This window comes from Enterobacter sp. Acro-832 (genome assembly GCF_011752745.1).
GTDB classification, from domain to species: domain Bacteria; phylum Pseudomonadota; class Gammaproteobacteria; order Enterobacterales; family Enterobacteriaceae; genus Enterobacter; species Enterobacter quasiroggenkampii.
This window is the reverse complement of the sequence record NZ_VWWX01000001.1, coordinates 1315552-1341503: the sequence shown is the minus strand read 5'-3', so window position 1 is coordinate 1341503 and position 25952 is coordinate 1315552. Positions and strand designations below refer to the sequence as shown.

The 25952-nt window shown below is 57.6% G+C and carries 18 protein-coding genes; 14 read left to right on the top strand and 4 right to left on the bottom strand.

The genetic code is table 11. The annotated features are described in order from the left end of the window. Position 1 precedes the first annotated feature (1 nt). Entirely contained in the window at positions 2-1546 is a 1545-nt protein-coding gene (locus F3J31_RS06125; protein WP_167211937.1) for a PTS transporter subunit EIIC, read from the bottom strand. Between the two features lie 288 nt (positions 1547-1834). Between F3J31_RS06125 and F3J31_RS06120 the strand changes: the two genes are divergently transcribed. The 13 genes from F3J31_RS06120 (at position 1835) to F3J31_RS06060 (ending at position 21467) form a co-directional block, all read left to right on the top strand. After that, positions 1835-6787 carry an alpha-2-macroglobulin gene (locus F3J31_RS06120; protein ID WP_167211934.1) on the top strand — a complete coding sequence of 1651 codons (4953 nt, stop codon included), beginning with the start codon at positions 1835-1837 and terminating at the stop codon, positions 6785-6787. Between the two features lies 1 nt (position 6788). Further along, complete coding sequence (gene pbpC, locus F3J31_RS06115) at positions 6789-9113, top strand: peptidoglycan glycosyltransferase PbpC (RefSeq protein WP_167211931.1); 2325 nt, start codon at positions 6789-6791, stop codon at positions 9111-9113. 156 nt (positions 9114-9269) lie between these two features. Beyond that, on the top strand, positions 9270-9701 hold the full coding sequence (ndk, locus tag F3J31_RS06110) for a nucleoside-diphosphate kinase (protein ID WP_003860625.1): 432 nt from the start codon (positions 9270-9272) through the stop codon (positions 9699-9701). 169 nt (positions 9702-9870) lie between these two features. Further along, entirely contained in the window at positions 9871-11037 is a 1167-nt protein-coding gene (locus F3J31_RS06105) for a bifunctional tRNA (adenosine(37)-C2)-methyltransferase TrmG/ribosomal RNA large subunit methyltransferase RlmN (protein ID WP_014171168.1), read from the top strand. Positions 11038-11330: 293 nt separating this feature from the next. Further along, positions 11331-12347, top strand: a complete 1017-nt coding sequence (gene rodZ / locus F3J31_RS06100) for a cytoskeleton protein RodZ (protein ID WP_167211928.1) — start codon at positions 11331-11333, stop codon at positions 12345-12347. A gap of 26 nt (positions 12348-12373) precedes the next feature. Beyond that, positions 12374-13492: a flavodoxin-dependent (E)-4-hydroxy-3-methylbut-2-enyl-diphosphate synthase gene (gene ispG / locus F3J31_RS06095; protein WP_008502138.1), complete on the top strand. Its 1119-nt coding sequence runs from the start codon at positions 12374-12376 to the stop codon at positions 13490-13492. An 80-nt stretch (positions 13493-13572) separates the two neighbouring features. Beyond that, positions 13573-14847: a histidine--tRNA ligase gene (gene hisS, locus F3J31_RS06090; RefSeq protein WP_032622984.1), complete on the top strand. Its 1275-nt coding sequence runs from the start codon at positions 13573-13575 to the stop codon at positions 14845-14847. 13 nt (positions 14848-14860) lie between these two features. After that, positions 14861-15481 carry a YfgM family protein gene (locus F3J31_RS06085; RefSeq protein WP_008502136.1) on the top strand — a complete coding sequence of 207 codons (621 nt, stop codon included), beginning with the start codon at positions 14861-14863 and terminating at the stop codon, positions 15479-15481. A 10-nt stretch (positions 15482-15491) separates the two neighbouring features. After that, positions 15492-16670: an outer membrane protein assembly factor BamB gene (bamB, locus tag F3J31_RS06080; RefSeq protein WP_167211925.1), complete on the top strand. Its 1179-nt coding sequence runs from the start codon at positions 15492-15494 to the stop codon at positions 16668-16670. A gap of 112 nt (positions 16671-16782) precedes the next feature. Next, positions 16783-18258, top strand: coding sequence for a ribosome biogenesis GTPase Der (gene der, locus F3J31_RS06075; protein ID WP_024908655.1), 1476 nt, complete (start codon positions 16783-16785; stop codon positions 18256-18258). A 300-nt stretch (positions 18259-18558) separates the two neighbouring features. Continuing rightward, on the top strand, positions 18559-20103 hold the full coding sequence (locus F3J31_RS06070; RefSeq protein WP_167211921.1) for a peptide MFS transporter: 1545 nt from the start codon (positions 18559-18561) through the stop codon (positions 20101-20103). Between the two features lie 58 nt (positions 20104-20161). Then, on the top strand, positions 20162-21196 hold the full coding sequence (locus F3J31_RS06065; RefSeq protein ID WP_167211918.1) for an oxidoreductase: 1035 nt from the start codon (positions 20162-20164) through the stop codon (positions 21194-21196). 49 nt (positions 21197-21245) lie between these two features. Further along, a complete protein-coding gene (locus F3J31_RS06060; protein ID WP_023294288.1) occupies positions 21246-21467 on the top strand; it encodes a zinc ribbon domain-containing protein in 222 nt (73 codons plus the stop codon). Here F3J31_RS06060 and F3J31_RS06055 read toward each other — a convergent pair. From F3J31_RS06055 to xseA, 3 genes are read right to left on the bottom strand one after another with little or no spacing between them, the layout of a single operon-like run. Continuing rightward, positions 21464-21814, bottom strand: a complete 351-nt coding sequence (locus F3J31_RS06055) for a protealysin inhibitor emfourin (protein ID WP_048029594.1) — start codon at positions 21812-21814, stop codon at positions 21464-21466. The genes F3J31_RS06060 and F3J31_RS06055 overlap by 4 nt on opposite strands. After that, positions 21815-22834 carry a M4 family metallopeptidase gene (locus tag F3J31_RS06050; RefSeq protein ID WP_167211915.1) on the bottom strand — a complete coding sequence of 340 codons (1020 nt, stop codon included), beginning with the start codon at positions 22832-22834 and terminating at the stop codon, positions 21815-21817. It lies immediately after the preceding gene. 58 nt (positions 22835-22892) lie between these two features. Next, the gene (xseA, locus tag F3J31_RS06045) at positions 22893-24266 is read right to left on the bottom strand and encodes an exodeoxyribonuclease VII large subunit (RefSeq protein WP_167211912.1); all 1374 of its coding nucleotides are present in this window, start codon (positions 24264-24266) and stop codon (positions 22893-22895) included. Positions 24267-24424: 158 nt separating this feature from the next. Between xseA and guaB the strand changes: the two genes are divergently transcribed. Beyond that, positions 24425-25891: an IMP dehydrogenase gene (gene guaB, locus F3J31_RS06040; protein WP_008502128.1), complete on the top strand. Its 1467-nt coding sequence runs from the start codon at positions 24425-24427 to the stop codon at positions 25889-25891. Positions 25892-25952 lie beyond the last annotated feature (61 nt).

The following is a 25952-nucleotide window of genomic DNA, read 5'->3' as shown; positions in this document are numbered from 1 at the left end:
TTCAGAGAAACGTCTCAACGGCTTCTCGCATTTTTTTGACATGCAGCCCATAGACCACCTGAACGTTGTTACCTTGTTTGATAATCCCTTTCGCGCCGGTCGCCTTCAGACGCGGCTCGTCGATAATGGCGACGTCCTTTACCGTGACGCGTAAGCGGGTGTAGCAGTTATCCACCACTTCAATATTTTCCCGGCCGCCCAGCCCCACCACGATGGACTCGCCCAGACCGTCGTTATTGCCCTTCGCCTGGTACTCCTGCTTGCTGTAGAGGCGCGTCTCCTGGTCCTCATCTTCACGACCCGGCGTTTTCATGTTGAAGCGCAGGATCAGGAAGCGGAACACCACGAAGTAGAGGGCGAACATGATCAGCCCGACAACGATGTACATCGGCCAGTTGGACTTGGCCGTGCCGAGCGGCAGGTTGTAGAGGATGAAGTCGATAATCCCGTTGGCGCCGATGGCGTGAACGCCCAGCAGGGAGAACAGCATCATGCCGATGCCGGTCAGCACCGCATGCACCACGAACAGCAGCGGGGCGACGAACAGGAAGGAGAACTCAATCGGCTCGGTGACGCCGACCAGCAGCGAGGTCAGCGCCGCCGGGATCAGAATCGCCTTCGCCGCCGCTTTACGCTCTGGCCTGGCGGTCATATACATCGCCAGCGCCGCGGCGGGCAGGCCAAACATCTTGCTGATGCCGCGGGCGTCCCACACCACCGTGCTGCTGAGCTGCTTCACGTCCGGGCAGGCCATCTCAGCGAAGTAGATATTGCGCGCACCCTGATACACCGTGCCGCAGACCTCCTGCGTGCCCCCGAGTTCGGTATAGAGGAACGGGGTATAGACCAGATGGTGCAGGCCAGTGGGGACCAGAATGCGTTCCAGGAAGCCGTAGATGGCCACGCCAAATGGTCCGGAGCCTTTGATGGCAAGCGCCAGGGCGCTAATGCCGTGCTGGGCAAACGGCCACAGTTCGCTCATCACCACGCCGAGCACCATGGAGACCGGAAGCATTACAATGGCGACAAAACAGTGGCCGGAGTAAATCGCCATCGCGCCGTTAAACTGTACGCCGGAATATTTATTGTACAGGTATCCCGACAGCGCCCCGGTCAGGATCCCGGCGAAAACGCCCATCTCCAGCACCTGGACGCCCAGCACCATGGTCTGCCCGGCCGCCTTCATTTCGGCTGCAGGCGCCAGCGCGCCCTGCAGCTGCAGCGTGACGTTCATGGCGTTGATGAACACGACAAAGGTGACCAGGCCAATCAGCGCGGCATAGCCTTTATCGCGCGTCGCCAGACCAATCGGAATACCAACGGCAAACACCAGCGCCAGGTTCACCAGCACCGACACGGCCGATTTCGCGATAAGCTGACCAAGATGCTGAATCAGCGGATGGCCAAGAAAGGGCAGGTATTCAGCGAGATTACCGTTACCCAGCACGTTACCAAAGGCGATAAACAGACCGACGAGCGGTAAGATAAGCACCGGTCCGTACAATGATTTTCCGAAATTTTGTAGGGCGTTCACGGCTCGTTTCATGGCTTTCTCTCTTATTGAACCGCGCACTCGGGGTGCGTCATGGTTATAAAACTAGCAGCCTTCAGGGACGCTTATCCAGCTATCCTCTTGTTTTAAAAACAAATGACGTGAAAGGTAACATGTGACGTTTGGGGCTGTGATCGCGGTTCCATCACGGCGTAGCGGCGTGTTGCCATTCTGCGAGGCGCTTTCCAGATTCTAAAATTGGACTTTTTGAATTAATGAAACTTGCGGATAATACTTATCCGGACGACGACCAACAGGCCCCCTCAGGGCCAGGGACAAAGGATGAAACCGTTTCGCTTAGCCGCGCTCTCCCTTGCGCTGCTTACCACGTTTACGCTTGTCGGCTGTGATAACAGCGACGATAAATCTCAGGCTGCGGCTCCCGCGGCATCCACCGCATCCACACCAAAAGCCGCGGAAAAGCCAAATGCTGAAACGCTGGCTAAGCTCGCCGCCCAGAGTCAGGGAAAAGCGCTGACCCTGCTGGATGCCTCTGAAGTTCAGCTCGACGGTGCCGCCACGCTGGTGCTGACATTCTCGGTTCCGCTGAATCCCGATCAGGATTTCGCGAAAACCGTGCATGTCGTGGACAAAAAAAGCGGCAAAGTTGACGGGGCGTGGGAACTTGCGCCTAACCTGAAAGAGCTTCGCCTGCGCCATCTGGAGCCCAACCGCAACCTGGTCGTCACCGTTGAACGGGGCCTGCAGGCGCTGAACAAGGCGACGTTCGGCATTGATTATGAGAAAGCCCTGACCACCCGGGACGTTGAACCCACCGTTGGTTTTGCCAGCCGCGGCTCGCTGCTGCCGGGTAAGGTGGTGGAAGGGTTGCCGGTAATGGCGCTCAACGTCAACAATGTTGACGTCAACTTCTACCGCGTGAAGCCGGAATCGCTGGCTTCCCTTGTCAGCCAGTGGGAGTACCGTAACTCGCTGACCAACTGGGAATCCGACAACCTGCTGAAGATGGCGGAGCTGGTTTATACCGGTCGATTCGATCTTAATCCGGCGCGCAACACGCGCGAAAAATTACTGTTGCCCCTGAAGGATATTAAACCGCTCCAGCAGTCTGGCGTTTATATCGCGGTCATGAACCAGGCCGGGCACTACAACTACAGCAACGCCGCGACGCTCTTTACCTTAAGCGATATTGGCCTGTCCGCTCACCGTTATCATAATCGCCTGGACATCTTCACCCAGAGTCTGGAGAACGGTGCGGCGCAGTCTGGCGTCACCGTCACCCTGTTGAACGATAAAGGGCAGACGCTTGCCGAAGCGAAAAGCGACGGTGATGGCCACGCAAAGCTTGAGACCGACAAAGAGGCCGCGCTGATCCTGGCCAGTAAAGACGGCCAGACCACGCTGCTTGACCTCAAGCTACCGGCTCTTGATCTGGCGGAGTTTGATATCGCCGGGAGTCCGGGCTACAGCAAGCAGTTCTTTATGTTTGGCCCACGCGATCTCTACCGCCCGGGCGAAACGGTGATCCTCAACGGCCTGCTGCGCGACAGTGACGGTAAGCCACTTCCCGATCAGCCCGTGAAGCTCGACGTGCTGCGACCGGATGGACAGGTCGCGCGTACGATCGTCGTCAAGCCGGAGAACGGACTCTATCGCTTCAACTATCCGCTGGACAGCGGGGCGCAGACCGGCATGTGGCATATCCGCGCCAACACGGGCGATAACCTGCAGCGTCTGTGGGACTTCCACGTTGAAGACTTCATGCCAGAGCGTATGGCGCTCAACCTGAGCGGACAAAAAACGCCGGTTTCACCGCAGGATAACGTCGACTTTAACGTGGTCGGCTATTACCTGTATGGCGCTCCGGCCAACGGTAACTCTCTGCAGGGCCAGCTCTTCCTGCGTCCGCTGCGTGACGCGGTGGCCGCGCTGCCGGGCTTCCAGTTTGGTGATATCGCCGAAGAGAACCTGAGCCGCAGCCTGGATGAAGTGCAGCTTACGCTGGACGAGCAGGGACGTGGGCAGGTTACTACCGAAAGCCAATGGAAAGAGGTGCACTCTCCGCTGCAACTGATCCTGCAGGCCAGCCTGCTGGAGTCGGGCGGTCGTCCGGTGACGCGTCGTGCTGAGCAGGCCATCTGGCCCGCAGCGGAATTGCCGGGTATTCGCCCTCAGTTCGCCAGTAAAGCCGTTTACGACTACCGCACCGATACGACCGTCAACCAACCGATTGTTGATGAGAACGGCAACGCCAGCTTCGACATCGTGTATGCCGATGCCAGCGGCGCGAAAAAGGCCGTTTCCGGGTTACAGGTTCGTCTGATTCGCGAGCGTCGGGACTACTTCTTGAACTGGTCTGAAAGCGAAGGCTGGCAGTCTCAGTTCGATCAGAAAGATCTGGTCGAAGGTGAGCAGGAGCTGACGCTTAAGGCCGATGAAACGGGTAAAGTCACCTTCCCGGTGGAATGGGGCTCTTATCGTCTGGAGGTGAAAGCGCCTGATGAGATGGTCAGCAGCGTGCGCTTCTGGGCGGGGTACAGCTGGCAGGATAACAGCGACGGCACCGGCGCGGCACGCCCTGACCGTGTGACCTTGAAACTGGATAAGCCAGCCTATCAGCCTGGCGACACCATCAACCTGCACATTGCCGCGCCAGCCGCAGGCAAGGGCTATGCGATGATCGAGTCCAGCGAAGGGCCGCTGTGGTGGAAAGAGATCGACGTACCGGCAAACGGACTGGATCTCGCTATCCCGGTCGACAAGGCCTGGAAGCGTCACGACCTCTACCTGAGTACACTGGTGGTACGTCCCGGAGATAAATCCAAATCCGCCACGCCGAAACGCGCGGTCGGCCTGCTGCATCTGCCGATGGGTGACGAAAATCGCCGCCTGAATATTGCGCTCGATAACCCGCAGAAAATGCGTCCAAACCAGACGCTCTCGGTGAAGGTGAAAGCCAGCGTGAAAGAGGGGGCCGTGCCGCAGAAGGTGAATGTCCTGGTATCGGCGGTGGACAGCGGCGTGCTGAATATTACCGATTACGTCACGCCGGATCCGTGGCAGGCTTTCTTTGGTCAGAAGCGTTACGGCGCGGATATCTACGATATTTACGGCCAGGTCATTGAAGGGCAGGGCCGTCTGGCCGCGCTGCGCTTTGGTGGCGATGGGGATGAACTGAAGCGCGGCGGCAAACCGCCGGTGAACCACGTCACCATCATTGCCCAGCAGGCACAGCCGGTCACGCTGGATGCCAACGGGGAAGGCACAATTACATTGCCGATTGGAGACTTCAACGGTGAGCTGCGTCTGATGGCGCAGGCCTGGACGGAAGAGGATTTCGGCAGCAGCGAAAGCAAGATTATTGTGGCCGCGCCGGTCATTACCGAACTGAATACCCCGCGCTTCCTGGCAAGCGGAGATACCTCGCGGCTGACGCTGGATATCACTAACCTGACCGACCAGCCGCAAACGCTGAATATCGCCCTGAACGCGACAGGCAAACTGGCGCTGGAAGGCGCGCAGCCTCAGCCGGTTCAGCTGCCACCGGGGGCGCGCAGCACGCTGTTTATTCCGGTACGCGCGCTGGACGGTTATGGTGACGGTGAAGTGACCGCGCAGGTGACCGGCCTGCAGCTTCCAGGCGAGACCTTCGCCCCGCAGCAGAAGAGCTGGAAAATCGGCGTGCGTCCGGCGTTCCCGGCGCAGACGGTCAATACCGGTGCCATGCTGAACCCTGGCGAATCCTGGACTGCACCGGCGCAGCACAGCAACGGTTTCTCTCCTGCCACCCTGCAGGGGCAACTGCTGCTGAGCGGCAAACCACCGCTCAACCTGGCGCGCTATATTCGCGAACTGCAGGCCTATCCGTATGGCTGTCTGGAGCAGACCACCAGCGGTCTGTTCCCGTCGCTCTACACCAACGCGGCGCAGCTTACGGCGCTTGGCATCAAAGGTGATACGGACGATAAGCGCCGTGCCGCCATTGATATCGGTATTTCCCGTCTGCTGCAGATGCAGCGTGAAGACGGCGGGTTCGCGCTGTGGGATAAAAACGGTCCGGAAGAGTACTGGCTGACGGCCTACGTGACCGACTTCCTGGTCCGTGCGGGCGAGCAGGGCTACAGCGTGCCTGCCGATGCGGTGAATAATGCCAATAGCCGGTTGCTGCGCTACCTGCAGGACCCGGGCATGATGTCTGTTCGCTACAGCGACGATACGCAGGCCAGCAAGTTCGCCGTGCAGGCCTATGCCGCGCTGGTGCTGGCACGTCAGCAAAAAGCGCCGCTGGGCGCGCTGCGTGAAATCTGGGATCGTCACGCTCAGGCGGCGTCCGGCCTGCCGCTGATGCAGTTGGGCATGGCGCTCAAGCTGATGGGCGATGCCCCGCGCAGCCAGCAGGCGCTGGATCTGGCGCTCAAAACGCCGCGCAACGACAGCAAAACCTGGATGGCCGATTTCGGTAGCCAGCTTCGCGATAACGCGCTGATGCTCTCTCTGCTGGAGGAGTACAAACTTCTGCCGGATGCGCAAAATACGCTGCTGAATGCCCTGTCTGAGCAGGCCTTCAGCCAGCGCTGGTTGTCCACTCAGGAGAGCAATGCGCTGTTCCTGGCCGGTCGTTCGCTGCAAACCTTGTCGGGTGCGTGGCAGGCGAAAACCTCCCTGTCAGATTCCGCATCAGGTGGCGATAAAGCGCAGGTACAAAACGTGAGCGGCGACCAGCTTGGCGCGCTGCAGGTGACCAATACCGGCACTTCACCGCTGTGGGTACGCCTTGATAGCACCGGTTATCCTGACTATGCTCCTCAGCCGAGCTCGAACGTGCTGCAGGTTGAACGCCATATTCTGGCAACGGACGGCAGCACGAAATCGCTCTCTTCGCTGAAGAGCGGCGAGCTGGTGCTGGTATGGCTGGAAGTCAAAGCCAGCCAGAACGTGCCGGACGCGCTGGTGGTTGATCTCCTCCCTGCGGGTCTGGAGCTGGAAAACCAGAACCTGGCAAGCAGCAGCGCCAGCCTGCAGGACAGCGGTAGCGAAGTGCAGAACCTGCTCAGCCAGATGCAGCAGGCGGACATTCAGCATATGGAATTCCGCGACGACCGCTTTGTGGCGGCCGTGCCGGTAAATGAAGGTCAGCCGGTTACGCTGGTTTATCTGGCGCGCGCCGTGACGCCGGGAACCTACCAGGTGCCGGTTCCGATGGTCGAGTCTATGTATGTGCCGCAGTGGCGGGCAACGGGTGCGGCCAGTGGCCCGCTGATTGTTGTTCCGTAATATGCGAATGGCACGTTTGACACGCTCCCGCTGGCTGTGGCTGGCGGGAGCGCTTCTCGTTTTATGGGGGCTGATTGTCGCCGCCGACCGCCTGTGGCCGTTGCCGCTGAAAGAGGTTAACCCTGCCCGGGTGGTGGTGGATGAGAAGGGCACGCCGCTCTGGCGTTTTGCCGATAGCGACGGGATCTGGCGCTATCCGGTGACGATCGAAGAGGTCTCTCCCCGTTATCTTGAGGCGCTGATCCAGTACGAAGATCGCTGGTTCTGGGATCACCCCGGCGTAAACCCGCTTTCTGTCCTGCGCGCTGCCTGGCAGGATCTCAGTTCCGGGAAAGTCATCTCTGGCGGAAGCACACTCACCATGCAGGTCGCGCGACTGCTGGACCCGCATCCGCGCACCTTCGGCGGTAAAATTCGCCAGCTCTGGCGTGCCATGCAGCTGGAGTGGCATCTTTCCAAACGCGAAATCCTCACGCTCTATCTCAACCGCGCGCCGTTTGGCGGTACGCTGCAGGGCGTGGGAGCGGCAAGCTGGACGTATCTGGGCAAGCCGCCGTCGCAGCTCAGCTATTCCGACGCGGCGCTGCTGGCGGTGCTGCCGCAGGCACCGAGTCGTTTACGCCCGGATCGCTGGCCTGAACGGGCCGAAGCGGCGCGCAATAAAGTGCTCGACCGCATGGCGACGCAGGGCGTCTGGTCCGCAAAGCAGGTCAAAGAGTCCCGTGAAGAATCAGTATGGCTGGCGCCCCGGCAGATGCCGCAGCTGGCGCCGCTCTTTGCTCGGATGATGCTCGGCAAAAGTCGCGACACGAAAATTGTCACCACGCTGGATGCCGGACTGCAGCGGCAGCTGGAAGAGCTTGCGATGAACTGGAAATCCCGCCTGCCGGCACGCAGCTCGCTGGCGATGATCGTGGTCGATCATACCGATATGAAAGTGCGCGGCTGGGTGGGATCGGTGGATATCAACGATGACACGCGTTTTAGCCATGTGGATATGGTCAATGCGATCCGATCGCCGGGATCGGTGTTAAAACCTTTTATCTACGGCATGGCGCTGGATGATGGCCTGATCCATCCCGCCTCGCTGCTTCAGGACGTTCCCAGAAAAACCGGTGACTATCGGCCCGGGAATTTTGACAGCGGGTTTCATGGACCGGTCAGCATGAGTGAAGCGCTGGTACGCTCCCTCAACCTGCCTGCCGTTCAGGTGCTGGAAGCCTACGGACCAAAACGATTTGCCGGGATGCTGAGCAACGCAGGCTTGCCGCTGATCCTGCCTGCGGGGGCGCAGCCGAATCTGTCTCTGATCCTCGGCGGGGCAGGCGCGCGGCTGGCAGATATCGCCGCGGCCTACAGTGCTTTTGCCCGACACGGTAAGACGGGTAGGCTGCGCCTGCAGCCGGGCGATCCGCTGACTGAACGTCCGCTGTTATCACCGGGCTCGGCGTGGATTATTCGCCGTATTCTGGCCAATGAAGCGCAGCCGCTGCCGGATAATGCGCTACCGCAGGTTGCGCCGCTGGCGTGGAAAACCGGTACCAGCTACGGCTACCGTGATGCCTGGGCCATCGGTCTGAATGCCCGTTATGTGATAGGCATCTGGACCGGACGACCGGACGGCACGCCCGTGGCGGGACAGTTTGGGTTTGCCAGCGCGGTTCCGCTATTAAACCAGGTCAATAACCTGCTTCAGTCGCGCTCAACGATAGACGAAGCCCGCCTGCCGCGCGATCCGCGTCCGGCAAGCGTCGGGCGGGGCGTGATCTGCTGGCCGGGCGGCCAGTCGCTACCGGAAGGCAGCGAAAACTGTCGACGTCGCCTGTCGACCTGGCTGCTGGAAGGGAGTGAACCGCCCACGCTGCTCCTGCCCGAACAGGAGGGCATACGCGGGATCCGTTTCCCGGTCTGGCTGGATAAAACCGGCAAACGCGTGGCCGCAGATTGCCCGGATGCTACTGAAAAAGTGCTGGATGTCTGGCCGCTGCCGCTGGAGCCGTGGCTGCCTGCAACCGAGCGTCGTGCGGTACGGATTCCGCCTTCATCAACAACCTGTCCTCCACTCTTGCAGGACGCACCTGCACCACTCATTCTGACCGGCGTGCGTGAAGGGGCCGTTATTAAACGTCTCCCGGGTGAATCCCGCGTTTCGCTGCCGCTTCAGGCGACCGGCAATAGCGGTGAGCGCTGGTGGTTTTTGAACGGTGAACCGCTGAATGTGAAAGGAAGCGTTTACACATTACAGCTTGATAAGTCGGGCGATTATCAGTTACTCGTTATGGATGAGACCGGGCAGGTCGCGACGGTGAATTTTACGCTTCAGTGACCTGAAAACAGCTTTCTGATGTGAGCTGTTGCTAAAACTCGTCTTATTTTAAAAAAATGTTACCTGAATCCATAGGCAATGGCGCCATTGCTCATTATAATCCGCGCCACACCATACTCAGGTATGCAAAACAACAGAACATTGACAGAGGTTATCATGGCTATTGAACGTACTTTTTCCATCATCAAACCAAACGCGGTGGCAAAAAACGTTATTGGCAGCATCTTCGCTCGCTTTGAATCTGCAGGGTTCAAAATTGTTGGCACCAAAATGCTGCACCTGACCGTTGAGCAGGCGCGCGGCTTCTACGCTGAGCACGAAGGTCGCCCATTCTTTGACGGCCTGGTGGAGTTCATGACCTCCGGTCCAATCGTGGTATCCGTACTGGAAGGCGAAAACGCCGTACAGCGTCACCGCGACCTGCTGGGTGCAACCAACCCGGACAACGCGCTGGCAGGAACTCTGCGCGCTGACTACGCTGACAGCTTCACCGAGAACGGCACCCACGGTTCTGACTCTGTTGAATCTGCCGCACGCGAAATCGCTTTCTTCTTTGCAGAAGGCGAAGTGTGTCCACGTACCCGTTAATTTAACGGTTTCGTTTACACATTATTTTCGTAAATGCCGCGTCCAGACGTGGCATCCCTGCGCCAGACTTTGTACAATGCAACGCCCCGGACGAGCAGACCGCTTTCCGGGGCGTTTCTATTCAACCCTCCATGGGCCATAACGTGTAACAACGAGGCCGGTAAATATTATGTCTGAATTAGTGAATACCTCCGAAGTCGCCATTCCTGCGGTTCCCAATAAAAATGGAAAAATCAACCTGCTGGATCTGAACCGTCAGCAGATGCGCGAGTTCTTCAAAGAGATGGGCGAAAAGCCGTTTCGTGCCGATCAGGTCATGAAGTGGATGTACCATTACTGCAGCGACAATTTTGATGACATGACTGACATCAACAAGGTCCTGCGCAATAAGCTCAAAGAAGTGGCTGAAATCCGTGCACCGGAAGTGGTGGAAGAGCAGCGCTCCGCGGATGGCACCATCAAATGGGCGATTGCGGTCGGCGATCAGCGCGTTGAAACCGTCTACATCCCGGAAGAAGACCGCGCGACGCTGTGCGTCTCCTCCCAGGTTGGCTGTGCGCTGGAGTGCAAATTCTGCTCAACCGCGCAGCAAGGCTTTAACCGTAACCTGCGTGTTTCAGAAATTATCGGCCAGGTCTGGCGTGCCGCGAAAATCGTGGGCGCGGCAAAAGTCACCGGCACGCGCCCTATCACCAACGTGGTAATGATGGGGATGGGTGAACCGCTGCTGAACCTGACCAACGTCGTTCCGGCGATGGAAATCATGCTGGATGACTTTGGCTTTGGCCTGTCCAAGCGTCGCGTCACGCTGTCGACCTCAGGCGTTGTGCCTGCGCTGGACAAGCTCGGCGACATGATTGACGTCGCGCTGGCGATCTCCCTGCACGCACCAAACGATGAAATTCGTGACGAAATTGTGCCGATCAACAAAAAGTACAATATCGAAACCTTCCTCGCTGCCGTACGTCGCTACCTGGAGAAATCCAACGCCAACCAGGGCCGCGTGACCATCGAGTACGTGATGCTGGACCACGTCAACGACGGCACCGAGCATGCGCATCAGCTGGCTGAACTGCTGAAAGATACGCCGTGCAAAATCAACCTGATCCCATGGAACCCGTTCCCGGGCGCGCCGTATGGCCGTAGTTCGAACAGCCGTATCGACCGTTTCTCCAAGGTACTGATGGAGTATGGTTTCACCACCATCGTGCGTAAAACGCGTGGTGATGATATTGATGCCGCATGTGGACAGCTGGCTGGTGATGTCATTGACCGTACCAAGCGCACCCTGCGTAAACGCATGCAGGGCGAGACGATCGCGGTTAAAGCTGTTTGATTATTATGCACTCGCGGCGCATTATCTGCGCCGTGAGACATAACCTTACTGAATAATCAGTCAGATTCGTGAAGACTGATCAATAATTACGGTGCGTTTCATCCGACTTTCGGGCAGTATGTAACGACGTAACAACAGTTTAGCCGTACGGGCAGGGCTGTACTGTCATCTCCGGGCTGACAGTCTTATACTCTCTGTTCAAGGTTAACTGACCAGAAGTTTCGCGGTGCGGGTGGCATTGTGACTCACCGGCGCCTGAACCCTTATTTTTCACGTACCAGTAGTTGTAGCGAATGAATACTGAAGCCACTCACGACCAACATGAAGCACTCTCCACTGGCGTTCGTCTTCGCAACGCCCGTGAACAACTCGGACTCAGCCAGCAAGCCGTTGCGGAACGCTTGTGCCTGAAGGTTTCCACGGTTCGCGATATTGAAGAAGATAAGGCGCCTGCCGATCTGGCTTCAACGTTCTTGCGCGGTTATATCCGCTCTTACGCAAAACTGGTGCACATCCCCGAAAACGAATTACTGCCAATGATGGAGAAGCAGGCGCCGGTCCGTGCAGCAAAAGTTGCGCCGATGCAGACCTTCTCCCTGGGGAAACGTCGTAAAAAACGTGATGGCTGGCTGATGAGCTTTACCTGGCTGGTGCTGTTTGTGGTGGTCGGTCTGACCGGTGCATGGTGGTGGCAAAACCACAAGGCGCAGCAGGAAGAGATCACCACCATGGCCGATCAATCCTCCGCCGAACTCAACCAGGCCGGAAATGATAACGCCCAGAGCGTGCCGCTGAATACCGACGGTGCGGCGTCCTCCAGCGAGCCACAGACCGCAGCGCCAGACGCATCGGCGACTGGTGCAGCACAGGCCCCGGCAGCAACGGCTAACACCGCTGCGCCGCAGGCTCAGGATCAAAACGCGGTGGTTGCCCCTTCTCAGGCAAATGTTGATACGGCGGCGAACGCGCCTGCAGCTACTCAGCCTGCAGACAATACCGCAGCGTCTCTGCCAACCAGCCCGGCGGGTACGGCGACAACAGTAGCCGATCCTAACGCGCTGGTAATGAACTTCAGCGCCGACTGCTGGCTGGAAGTCACTGACGCGACAGGTAAAAAACTGTTCAGCGGCCTGCAGCGTAAAGATGGCACGTTAAACCTAACAGGCCAGGCTCCCTATAAACTTAAAATCGGCGCTCCGGCAGCGGTACAGATCCAGTATCAAGGAAAACCTGTCGACCTGAGCCGCTTTATCAGAACTAACCAGGTTGCACGTCTTACCGTTAATGCCGAACAATCAGCAGCACAGTAACAGACGGGCAACGCGGGAGATTTTTCATGCATAACCAGGCTCCGATTCAACGTAGAAAATCGAAACGGATTTACGTTGGGAATGTGCCAATCGGCGATGGGGCACCTATCGCCGTTCAGTCGATGACCAACACGCGCACCACCGATGTGGAAGCGACGGTCAATCAAATCAAAGCATTAGAACGTGTAGGCGCGGACATTGTTCGCGTCTCCGTCCCGACCATGGATGCCGCTGAGGCGTTCAAACTGATCAAACAGCAGGTCAGCGTTCCGCTGGTGGCGGATATTCACTTCGACTACCGCATCGCACTGAAAGTGGCTGAATACGGCGTCGATTGCCTGCGTATTAACCCGGGCAACATCGGTAACGAAGAGCGTATCCGCATGGTCGTGGACTGCGCCCGCGATAAAAATATTCCTATCCGTATAGGCGTTAACGCCGGTTCGCTGGAAAAAGATCTGCAGGAAAAATACGGTGAGCCGACGCCGCAGGCGCTGCTCGAATCCGCGATGCGTCACGTCGATCATCTCGATCGTCTCAACTTCGATCAGTTCAAAGTCAGCGTAAAAGCCTCCGACGTGTTCCTGGCCGTAGAATCTTACCGCCTGCTGGCAAAGCAGATCGACCAGCCTCTGCACCTCGGGATCACCGAAGCGGGTGGCCTGCGTAGCGGCTCGGTAAAATCCGCGATCGGTCTGGGGCTGCTGCTCTCTGAAGGGATCGGTGACACCCTGCGCGTCTCGCTGGCGGCCGATCCGGTCGAAGAGATCAAGGTCGGTTTCGATATCCTGAAGTCGCTGCGTATTCGCGCGCGTGGGATCAACTTCATTGCCTGCCCAACCTGTTCGCGTCAGGAGTTCGATGTGATCGGGACGGTAAATGCCCTGGAGCAACGTCTGGAAGACATTATCACCCCGATGGACGTCTCTATCATCGGCTGCGTGGTGAACGGTCCGGGTGAAGCACTGGTGTCAACCCTGGGCGTGACCGGCGGTAACAAGAAAAGTGGTCTCTATGAAGATGGCGTTCGTAAAGATCGTCTGGATAATAGCGACATGATCGACCAGCTTGAAGCCCGCATCCGTGCGAAAGCCGCCATGATGGACGAGACACAGCGTATTAACGTTCAGCAGGTTGAAAAATAACGTGATGGGAAGCCGCGAGCTTCCCATGTATGATTGAACCCATTCTTTGGGTTTTTTTTGTATATAGAAAGAGAATAAACGTGGCAAAAAACATTCAAGCCATCCGCGGCATGAACGATTATCTGCCTGGCGAAACCGCCATCTGGCAGCGCATTGAAGGCACGCTGAAGCAGGTGCTCGGCAGCTACGGTTACAGCGAAATCCGTTTGCCGATTGTAGAGCAGACCCCGTTATTCAAACGCGCGATTGGTGAAGTTACCGACGTGGTTGAAAAAGAGATGTACACCTTTGAGGACCGCAACGGCGACAGCCTGACCCTGCGTCCGGAAGGGACGGCGGGCTGCGTACGCGCCGGCATCGAACATGGTCTTCTGTACAATCAGGAGCAGCGCCTGTGGTATATCGGCCCGATGTTCCGCCACGAACGTCCTCAGAAAGGGCGTTATCGCCAGTTCAATCAGCTGGGTGTGGAAGTCTTTGGCCTGCAGGGCCCGGACATCGACGCTGAACTGATTATGCTGACAGCCCGCTGGTGGCGTGCGCTCGGTATTGCCGATCACGTTTCCCTCGAGCTGAACTCTATCGGTTCTCTGGAAGCGCGCGCTAACTACCGCGATGCGCTGGTGGCGTTCCTGGAACAGCATAAAGAGAAGCTGGACGAAGACTGCAAACGTCGCATGTACAGCAACCCGCTGCGCGTTCTGGATTCCAAAAACGCAGATGTTCAGGCACTGCTGAACGATGCGCCTGCGCTGGGTGATTATCTGGATGAAGAATCTCGCGAACACTTCGCGGGCCTGTGCAAGCTGCTTGAAGCGGCTGGCATCGCCTACACCGTAAACCAGCGCCTGGTACGCGGTCTGGACTACTACAACCGTACCGTGTTTGAGTGGGTGACCACGAGCCTCGGCTCTCAGGGCACCGTGTGCGCGGGCGGTCGTTATGACGGTCTGGTTGAGCAACTTGGCGGTCGCGCAGCACCTGCTGTAGGCTTCGCGATGGGTCTTGAGCGACTTGTTTTGCTGGTTCAGGCTGTTAATCCGGAATTTAAAGCAGATTCCGTTGTCGATATATACCTGGTGGCCTCAGGCGCGGAAACGCAGTCTGCGGCAATGCAGCTTGCCGAACGCGTGCGCGATGCGCTGCCGGGCGTTAAGCTGATGACCAACCATGGCGGCGGCAACTTCAAAAAACAGTTTGCTCGTGCCGATAAGTGGGGCGCAAGTATCGCACTGGTGCTGGGTGAGTCCGAAGTGGCCAACGGCGAAGTGGTGGTGAAAGACCTGCGCTCTGGTGAGCAGACAACGGTAACGCAGGACGGCGTTGCGGCGCACTTGCGCACTCTATTGGGCTAAGGAGAAGGACTGCGTGGAAATTTACGAGAACGAACACGATCAGGTCGATGCGATTAAACGCTTCTTTGCTGAAAACGGCAAAGCGCTGGTTGTTGGGGTTATTTTAGGTGTCGGTGCGCTGGTAGGCTGGCGTTACTGGAACAATCATCAGGCGGATTCCGCGCGCGGCGCGTCCCTGTCCTATGAAAATACCGTGAGCGCAATTCGTGCCGATCAGCCGCAAACGCTGACGGCGGCAGAAAAATTTGCGGCTGACAACAAAAACACCTACGGTGCACTGGCTGCGCTGGAAGTGGCTCAGCAGTACGTTGATAAGAACGAACTGGATAAAGCCGTAGCACAGCTGTCTCAGGGCCTTGCTGCCGCCAGTGATGAAAACCTGAAAGCGGTGATCAATCTGCGCCTGGCACGTATTCAGGTTCAGCAGAAGAAAGCTGACGATGCGCTGAAAACGCTCGATACCATCAAAGGCGAAGGCTTTGCTGCCATCGTTGCCGATCTGCGCGGTGAAGCACTGCTGAGCAAAGGTGACAAAGCGGGCGCGCGTAAAGCGTGGCAAGCTGGCGTAGAGAGCAATGCTTCACCTGCGCTGAGCGAAATGATGCAGATGAAAATAAATAATTTGTCCGTCTGAGAGGGACCCGATGCAATTGCGTAAATTACTTCTGCCAGGACTGCTTTCTGTTACGTTATTGAGTGGTTGTTCACTGTTCAGTGGCGAAGAAGACGTTGTGAAAATGTCCCCACTGCCGACGGTTGAAAACCAGTTTACCCCATCCACCGCGTGGGATGTCTCCGTGGGCAATGGGATTGGTGATTTCTATTCCAACCTTCATCCAGCGTATGCAGACAGCGTTGTCTATGCGGCTGACCGCAAAGGTACCGTGAAAGCGGTGAACGCGGATGACGGGAAAGAAGTGTGGTCCGTTAACCTGGCGGAAAAAGACGGCTGGTTCTCCCGTAAGCCGGCACTGCTGTCTGGCGGCCTGACCGTTGCCGGTGGTCACGTCTACGTGGGCAGCGAAAAAGCGCACGTTTATGCCCTGAACAGCAGCGACGGCTCCATTGCCTGGCAAACAACCGTGGCGGGTGAATCCCTGTCGCGTCCGGTAGTAAGCGACGGGCTGGTGCTGATTCATACCAGCAACGGCCAGCTGCAGGCGCTGAACGAAGCGGACGGTCTGGTGAAATGGACCGTTAACCTGGATATGCCTGCACTCTCTCTGCGCGGCGAATCTGCCCCGGCTACCGCATTTGGTGCTGCCATTGTGGGCGGTGACAACGGTCGCGTGAGCGCCGTGCTGATGCAGCAGGGCCAGATGATCTGGCAGCAGCGTATCTCTCAGGCCACTGGCTCAACGGAAATTGACCGTCTGAGCGATGTGGACACAACGCCGGTTATCGTTAACGGTGTGGTTTACGCGCTGGCCTACAACGGCAACCTGACCGCGCTGGATCTGCGCAGCGGCCAGATCATGTGGAAACGTGAGCTGGGCTCGGTAAATGATTTCATCGTTGAGGGTAACCGCATCTATATGGTTGACCAGAACGACCGTCTGCTGGCCCTGAGTACCGAAGGCGGCGTGACGCTGTGGACGCAAAGCGACCTGCTGCACCGTCTGCTGACTGCGCCAGCGCTGTACAACGGTAGCCTGGTTGTGGGCGACAGCGAAGGGTATATGCACTGGATCGATCCGGATAACGGCCGCTTTGTTGCGCAGCAAAAAGTCGACAGCTCCGGTTTCCTGACCGACCCGGTTGTGGCCGACGGCAAACTGCTGATTCAGGCAAAAGACGGCACGCTGTACGCGATCACGCGTTAATTACCCGGCGGTTGTAGTATACTAAACGGCTCCTGTTCACTCAGGAGCCGTTTTGACATTTTTAAAAACGCCGCGAAAGCGACGTTATTTTGAATTTTATGAGGCTTCAAACATGGTACCTGTGGTCGCGCTTGTCGGGCGCCCTAACGTTGGAAAATCCACTCTTTTTAACCGTTTAACACGCACCCGTGATGCGCTGGTTGCGGATTTCCCGGGGCTGACGCGTGACCGTAAGTACGGTCGTGCAGAGGTGGAAGGACGCGAGTTCATCTGTATTGATACCGGTGGTATTGACGGCACAGAAGACGGCGTGGAAACCCGCATGGCGGAACAGTCGCTGCTGGCGATTGAAGAAGCGGACGTGGTGCTGTTCATGGTGGATGCACGCGCTGGACTGATGCCGGCGGACTCCGCTATTGCTAAACATCTGCGTTCACGCGAAAAGCCAACCTTCCTGGTGGCGAACAAAACCGACGGCATCGATGCCGATCAGGCCATCGCGGATTTCTGGTCTCTGGGCCTGGGTGAAATCTACCCTATCGCGGCATCGCATGGCCGTGGCGTCACCAGCCTGCTGGAAACCGTTCTGCTGCCGTGGGTTGACGAAGTGAACCCGCCGGAAGAGGTGGACGAAGACGCTGAATACTGGGCGCAGTTTGAAGACGGAGAAGAGGGCGAAGAAGAAGAGCCTGAAGACGACTTCAACCCGCAGGATCTGCCGATCAAGCTGGCTATCGTGGGCCGTCCAAACGTAGGTAAGTCTACACTTACTAACCGTATTCTGGGTGAAGAGCGCGTGGTCGTTTACGACATGCCGGGCACCACCCGCGACAGTATCTACATCCCGATGCAGCGCGATGAGCGTGAGTATGTCCTCATCGACACCGCCGGGGTGCGTAAGCGCGGGAAAATCACCGATGTGGTGGAAAAATTCTCCGTTATCAAAACCCTGCAGGCGATCGAAGATGCCAACGTCGTGCTGCTGGTTATCGACGCACGCGAAGGTATCTCCGATCAGGACCTCTCTCTGCTCGGCTTTATCCTCAATAGTGGGCGCTCACTGGTTATCGTGGTCAACAAATGGGATGGCCTGAGCAACGAGGTTCGTGAGCAGGTGAAAGAGACCCTCGACTTCCGTCTGGGCTTTATCGACTTTGCCCGCGTGCACTTCATCTCTGCGCTGCACGGCAGCGGCGTGGGTAACCTGTTCGAATCCGTGCGCGAAGCTTACGACAGCTCCACCCGTCGTCAGAGTACCGCCATGCTGACCCGTATCATGAATATGGCTGCGGAAGACCATCAGCCGCCGCTGGTGCGCGGTCGTCGCGTGAAGCTGAAATACGCCCACGCCGGTGGTTATAACCCGCCAATCGTGGTGATTCACGGCAACCAGGTGAAAGACCTGCCGGATTCCTACAAGCGCTACCTGATGAACTACTTCCGCAAATCGCTGGACGTGATGGGCACGCCTATCCGTATCCAGTTCAAGGAAGGGGAAAACCCGTTTGCCAACAAGCGCAATACCCTGACGCCAAACCAGATGCGTAAGCGTAAGCGCCTGATTAAGCACATTAAGAAAAGCAAATAAGCTTTGCTGCTCTCACGGAAGCCCGCGATGATCGCGGGCTTTTTTTTGCCCAATCATACCGCCGGTTTTCCCTGTGTGAAGTCAATCACTATTCACTTTTAACCATGTTTAAATCTAAGAAAGTAGACAATCGTCGAATTTTCATCTTAAAGTCCAGGGGCCGGTACTAGACAAAACTAGCGCCTGGTTATCAAATGGTTAACTAACCTTTCGCCGCATGTAAAAAATCGGCCAGATACGTAACTGGCCGGCGTACCTGCTGGTGTTTACAAGTACGACGACATACCTTTCGGGAGAATTATGCAATCCACTGTTAATCAAAAAGAGAGCCGAACGTTCTTCGGCCACCCGTATCCGCTCGGTTCGCTGTTCTTCACCGAGATGTGGGAGCGTTTCTCGTTTTACGGCATTCGTCCGTTACTGATCCTGTTTATGGCCGCCACCGTCTATGACGGCGGGATGGGGCTGGCGCGTGAAAACGCCTCGGCGATTGTCGGTATCTTTGCCGGTACCATGTACCTGGCTGCGCTGCCGGGCGGCTGGCTGGCGGATAACTGGCTCGGTCAGCAGAGAGCCGTCTGGTACGGTTCGATCCTGATTGCGCTCGGCCACCTGTCGATTGCGCTCTCGGCGGTGATGGGCAACAACCTGTTCTTTATCGGCCTGATGTTCATCGTGCTCGGCTCCGGGCTGTTCAAGACCTGTATTTCAGTGATGGTCGGTACCCTGTATAAAAAAGGCGACGCGCGTCGCGACGGCGGTTTCTCGCTGTTCTATATGGGTATCAACATGGGCTCGTTCATCGCGCCGCTGATTTCCGGCTGGCTGATTAAAACCCACGGCTGGCACTGGGGCTTTGGTATTGGCGGTATCGGGATGCTGGTGGCGCTGATTATCTTCCGCGTGTTTGCCGTTCCGGCCATGAAACGCTATGACGGCGAAGTCGGCCTCGACTCCACCTGGAACAGCCCGGTGGTGAAGCGTAACGGCGTGGGCGTTTGGCTGCTGGCGCTGGCGGCAGGCGTGGCAACGCTCGTGACGCTGATTGCGCAGGGCATGATTGTGATTAACCCGGTCGCGGTAGCCAGCGTGCTGGTCTACGTGATTGCGGCGTCCGTTGCCCTCTACTTTATCTATCTGTTTGTCTTTGCTGGCCTGAACCGTAAAGAGCGCGCCAGACTGCTGGTCTGCTTTATTCTGCTGATCTCCGCGGCGTTCTTCTGGTCCGCGTTTGAACAGAAGCCAACCTCGTTCAACCTGTTTGCCAACGACTACACTAACCGCATGATCGGCGATTTCGAAATCCCGGCGGTGTGGTTCCAGTCAATCAACGCCCTGTTCATCATCCTGCTGGCACCGGTGTTCAGCTGGGCGTGGCCGAAGCTGGCGAGCATGAACATTCGTCCGAGCAGCATCACCAAGTTTGTTATCGGTATTTTGTGTGCCGCAGCGGGCTTTGGCCTGATGATGCTGGCGGCACAGAACGTGCTGAGCAGCGGTGGGGCGGGCGTGTCGCCGTTCTGGCTGGTGGGCAGCATCCTGATGCTGACGCTCGGCGAACTGTGTCTGAGCCCGATTGGCCTGGCGACCATGACGCTGCTGGCGCCGGAGAGAATGCGCGGTCAGATGATGGGGCTGTGGTTCTGTGCCAGCGCGCTGGGTAACCTGGCGGCGGGTCTGATTGGCGGCCACGTGAAGGCCGACCAGCTGGATATGCTGCCGGATCTCTTTGCGCGCTGCTCTGTCGCGCTGCTGATTTGTGCCGCGGTACTGATCGTCCTCATTGTTCCGGTTCGCCGCATGCTGGAAAATGCGCAGACTAAACCGGCAACTAACGCCTCATAAACCTCGGGCTTGCCGGGGCGGCGTTATGCCCCGGCAATTTACTCAACGAGGTAAGAACATGCTGTTAGGGTTTGTTGGTCTTGGCGCAGTCGTTGAAACAGCTTACCTGCCCGCAATACGAAAATGCTTTGATAATCCCCCGCACTGTTTAGGCTTTGATATCCAGCCCGTAAAACAGCCGGAGGGGGTAACACGTTGTGCCACACTGGCTGAACTCCTCTCCCGGCCGCTTGATACCCTGTTTATTACCACGGCGTCGCTGCACCATCTTGAGGTGCTTGAACACGCTCTCGCCTCATCGGTTTCCCGCATCGTGGTTGAAAAACCGATCGTCGCCACGCTTCCCCAAATCGAACAGCTCAACGCGCTGCTGGCAAACCCCCATGTTGCACCCCGCGTGCTGGCGCTCGATCACTGGATGGCGCGCCTCGAAACGGTGAAGCGGTCGCTGGTGGGCACTGTCTCTGACATCGTCAAAATCGACGGCTTTTTGCAGGAGCCGAGCGGATTTAACGCCGCAGGAGAACCCATTGCGCTTAACTTTGCTACCGGCGAACCGGACACCCGTACGCTTCACCACCCGGACGGCGTGATTCTGGATATCGGTACGCACGTGCTGGCGATGCTGCGCGAAACGGTGCGTTATCTGGGCGGGAATGATGAGATGACGTTGCAGGTGGTGACGGCTAAAGACCGCCTGGGCCGCGCTATTGCCAAAGGCGACCTGACCACGGCGGAGGGCGAGGCGCATCTGCAGGGCCGCATCAGCGGCGTGCCGGTGGATCTCTGGCTTAACAAATACGCGGGACCCGCGGGCGGGCAAAAAGGCTTACGGCTCTGGTTGAGCGACGGGCGCATCATTAGCTACGACCGGCGCGGTGCGGAGGATGTGCTGGAGCTGATTGAGGGTCAGAACATTCAGCGCTGGCATATCCCCGGGACAATCTACGAGCACTGTCTTACCGGACACATTCTGGGCACGAACAGCCTGTTTGAACGGGATCCGCACGAGGTGAGCCGCACAACGCGTCGCCGAATCGAGGAAGTGACGCTGCTGCTGACCTTGCAGCAACAGCTGCGTGGCCCGCACTGAACGCAACGTGGTAAAATTATTGCAGACCAGAATGCTTTAAGGAGTCACCATGACGATTACCTGCCCGGATTGCCAGGCACCGCTTGAGCCCCTGAACGGGGTGGCACACTGCGAGAGCTGTAATAAGGATATTGCGCTTGAAGCCCGCTGCCCGGAGTGCCATCAGCCACTCCAGGTCTTAAAAGCCTGCGGGGCGGTGGATTATTTCTGCCAGAACGGCCACGGTCTTATCTCTAAAAAACGCGTGGAGTTTGTTCGGGCCGAAGGTTAATCGCACACGCAGCCTTCGCCTTTCTTCCACAGCTCGACCAGCGACTCGGGCGCTTCCTGCTCCGGTACCAGCACGATGATATCGGCGTAGTGCGCCTGATTTTGCCCGGTCCAGATAATCTGGATGCGGAAATAGCGCTGGTCGCCGCTGCCGGGTGACGAGGCCTGTCCCGGCGGCTGACCGCGCGGAAAGGCCTGCTCCAGGATGTTTACCAGACGCTGGCGCTGGGACTCATTGAGCGAGGAGAGCGCGATGGTGCGCTGGCCGCTCAGCTTGGGAATATAGGCGACGCCGCCTTCCCGGGCCAGCTCAACCACGGCGTCATCCGTCAGTTCCGGAACCTGCATTTACAACACTCCCACCTGTTCCCAGGCTTGTTTAATGGCCGCCCCAACGTCGCCGCCGGAGCGTTTCTCTCCGTGCGCGATCGTCAGTTTTGCGAAGGCCTCAAAATCTGCATCCTGCGCCATATTGCGATCGCAAACCGTGTCGTACCAGGAATAACCCGCTTTTTCCCAGGCGTAGCCGCCGATCGCCGTCGCGGCCAGATAAAATGCCCGGTTGGGGATGCCGGAGTTCAGATGTACGCCGCCGTTATCCTCACGCGTTTTGATGAAATCCTTCATGTGTGCAGGCTGCGGGTCTTTGCCGAGCAGCGGATCGTTGTAGGCGGTGCCCGGTTCAGACATAGAGCGCAGCCCTTTGCCGTTGATGCCTTTCGCCAGTAATCCCTCACCAATCAGCCAGTCCGCTTTATCGGCGGTTTGCTTCAGATGGTACTGCTTCACCAGTGAGCCAAACACGTCCGACAGCGACTCGTTCAGCGCGCCGGACTGCTCAAAGTAGATAAGCCCGGCTTCGGTCTCGGTCACGCCGTGGCTCAGCTCATGCGCCACGACGTCTATGGCGATGGTAAAGCGGTTAAATATTTCCCCGTCGCCGTCGCCAAATACCATCTGCTGACCGTTCCAGAAGGCGTTCTGATATTCCCGGCCATAGTGAACGGTACCGGTTAAAATAAGCCCTTTGTTATCGAGCGAATCGCGCTGATATTCTTTCCAGAAGAAATCATGGGTAATACCCAAATACTCGTAGGCTTCGTCTACCGCCACATCGCCGTTTGACGGCTGGCCTTCATAACGTACCTGCGTACCCGGTAGCTCCTGAGTTTGTTTCGCGTCGTAGATATCCCGCTCCAGCTGTCCGGCTTTATTCACGTGCGGCGCGGCAGGTTTGCCAGGCATATGGGCCATCAGCGTCTGGACGTGGGTTAAGGTCTGGCGGGCACAGCGCTGCTGCGGTTCGGAACCGCTTTCGATAATACGACGAAGAATATACGGGGGAATCACGCTATAAAGATGGGACATGCTGCTCTCCTTATTAAAAAAGGGAATAGCAGCAGTATAGTAAGTAACCGGCGAAGAATTATCCGGTTTTACGCTGACGGGTCTTTTTCATCGGTTTAATTGATTTCACTTCGCTTTCTACCCAGCCGTCTGACAGACGCGTCGTCAGCACATCGCCGGTATTCACCTGTTTGGTTTGCTTCAGCACCTTGCCGTCCGTCGCCGTCGTCACGCTATAGCCGCGCGCCAGCGTGGAGAGGGGGCTGACCGCTTCAAGGTGGGTCACCGCATTGCCAAAGCGTTCGCGGGTGGTGCTCAGTCGCGCACGGAGAGTTTCCGCCAGACGGTACTCCAGCTGCTGAATCCGTGTTTGCGCGCGATAAATTTTCGGCTGCGGGTTCTGCTGGTTCAGACGCTGCGTCACGCGCTGCTGGCGCGACACCGCGCGTTTGATCTGCGTGTCCACCGCCACGTTCATGCGCTGGCGCAGACGCTCCAGCACGGTTTGCTGACGCGCCAGACGCAGCTGCGGGTGTTGCTGCTGAAGACGGTGATGAAGCTGGGTAAAGCGACGGGTCCGGTTGGCGAGGTAGTAGTCCATCGCCATCTCAAGACGTTGCTGGCCGCTCTGGATCTGACGCAGCAGCTCCAGCTGGTTGCGGCTGACCACCTCTGCCGCCGCGGACGGCGTCGGCGCGCGGAGATCCGCGACAAAATCGGCAATCGTCACGTCCGTTTCGTGGCCGACGGCGCTCACCACGGGGATCTGACTTGCAAAGATTGCCCTCGCCACGCGCTCGTCGTTAAAGCTCCACAGATCTTCCAGCGAGCCGCCGCCGCGTCCGACGATTAAGACGTCGCACTCCTGACGCGCGTTCGCCAGCTCAATGGCGCGCACAATCTGCCCCGGCGCATCGTCACCCTGAACAGCGGTCGGGTAGATGATGACGGGCAGGGAAGGGTCGCGACGCTTCAGGACGTGCAAAATATCGTGCAGTGCCGCACCGGTTTTCGAGGTGATGACACCCACGCAGTGGGCAGGCGAGGGCAGCGGCTTTTTAAACTGCTGGTCGAAAAGTCCCTCCTCCGAGAGCTTGGCCTTTAACTGTTCGTACTTTTGCTGCAGCAGGCCTTCGCCCGCAGGCTGCATGCTCTCGACGATAATTTGATAATCACCGCGCGGCTCATACAGGGTGATATTGGCGCGCACCAGAACCTGCTGGCCGTGCTGAGGACGGAACGTCACGCGGCGGTTGCTGTTGCGGAACATCGCGCAGCGCACCTGGGCGGTATCGTCTTTTAGCGTAAAGTACCAGTGGCCGGAGGAGGGCTGCGTGAAGTTAGAGATTTCACCGCTGATCCAGACCTGCCCCATTTCCTGCTCAAGCAGCAAACGCACCGTCTGATTAAGGCGGCTGACGGTATAAATTGAGGGGGATTGAGAGGATAACATGTGAGCGGGATCAAATTCTAAATCAGCAAGTTATTCAGTCGATAGTAACCTGCTGAGGGGCAATCGCAAGCTTTTTTATAAAAAAGTGTAGATGCAATCGGTTACGCTCTGTATAATGCCACGGCAATATTTAACCACCCAGGTCAGAGATATTGCCCATGCTACGTATCGCTAAAGAAGCACTGACGTTTGACGACGTCCTCCTCGTTCCCGCTCACTCCACTGTTCTGCCGAATACTGCCGATCTCAGCACGCAGTTGACGAAAACCATTCGCCTGAACATTCCTATGCTCTCTGCGGCAATGGACACCGTGACTGAAGCGCGCCTGGCTATCGCCCTGGCACAGGAAGGTGGCATTGGCTTTATTCACAAAAACATGTCTATCGAACGTCAGGCGGAAGAAGTTCGCCGCGTGAAGAAACATGAATCCGGCATCGTGTCCGACCCACAGACCGTTCTGCCAACTACCACCCTGCACGAAGTGAAAGCCCTGACCGAGCGTAACGGCTTCGCCGGTTACCCGGTGGTGACTGAAGAGAACGAGCTGGTTGGTATTATTACCGGTCGTGACGTGCGTTTCGTGACTGACCTGAACCAGCCTGTCAGCGTGTACATGACGCCAAAAGAGCGTCTGGTCACCGTTCGCGAAGGTGAAACCCGCGACGTGGTGCTGGCAAAAATGCACGAAAAACGCGTTGAAAAAGCGCTGGTTGTTGACAGCAACTTCCACCTGCGCGGCATGATCACCGTTAAAGATTTCCAGAAAGCAGAACGCAAACCGAACGCCTGTAAAGACGAGCATGGCCGTCTGCGCGTTGGCGCTGCGGTAGGCGCAGGTGCTGGTAACGAAGAGCGCGTTGACGCGCTGGTTGCTGCGGGCGTTGACGTCCTGCTGATTGACTCCTCTCACGGCCACTCCGAAGGCGTTCTGCAGCGTATTCGCGACACCCGTGCCAAATACCCTGACCTGCAGATCATCGGCGGTAACGTGGCCACTGGCGCAGGCGCTCGCGCGCTGGCTGACGCTGGCTGCAGCGCGGTGAAAGTGGGTATCGGTCCTGGCTCTATCTGTACCACGCGTATCGTGACCGGCGTGGGCGTTCCACAGATCACCGCGGTGTCTGATGCGGTTGAAGCGCTGGAAGGAACCGGTATTCCGGTTATCGCTGATGGCGGTATCCGCTTCTCTGGCGACATCGCCAAAGCCATCGCCGCTGGCGCCGCTGCCGTGATGGTAGGCTCCATGCTGGCCGGTACCGAAGAATCCCCGGGTGAAATCGAACTCTACCAGGGCCGTTCTTACAAATCCTACCGCGGCATGGGCTCCCTGGGCGCGATGTCCAAAGGTTCCTCTGACCGTTACTTCCAGACCGATAACGCTGCTGACAAACTGGTGCCGGAAGGTATCGAAGGTCGCGTTGCCTATAAAGGCCGTCTGAAAGAGATCATCCACCAGCAGATGGGCGGCCTGCGCTCCTGTATGGGTCTGACCGGCTGTGGTACCATTGACCTGCTGCGTACTAAAGCGGAGTTCGTACGCATCAGCGGTGCGGGTATCCAGGAGAGCCACGTTCACGACGTGACGATCACCAAAGAGTCCCCGAACTATCGTCTGGGCTCCTGATTTTTCTTCGCCCGACCTCGTGTCGGGCGATTTATTTCATCTGTTTCACTTGCCTCGGAAT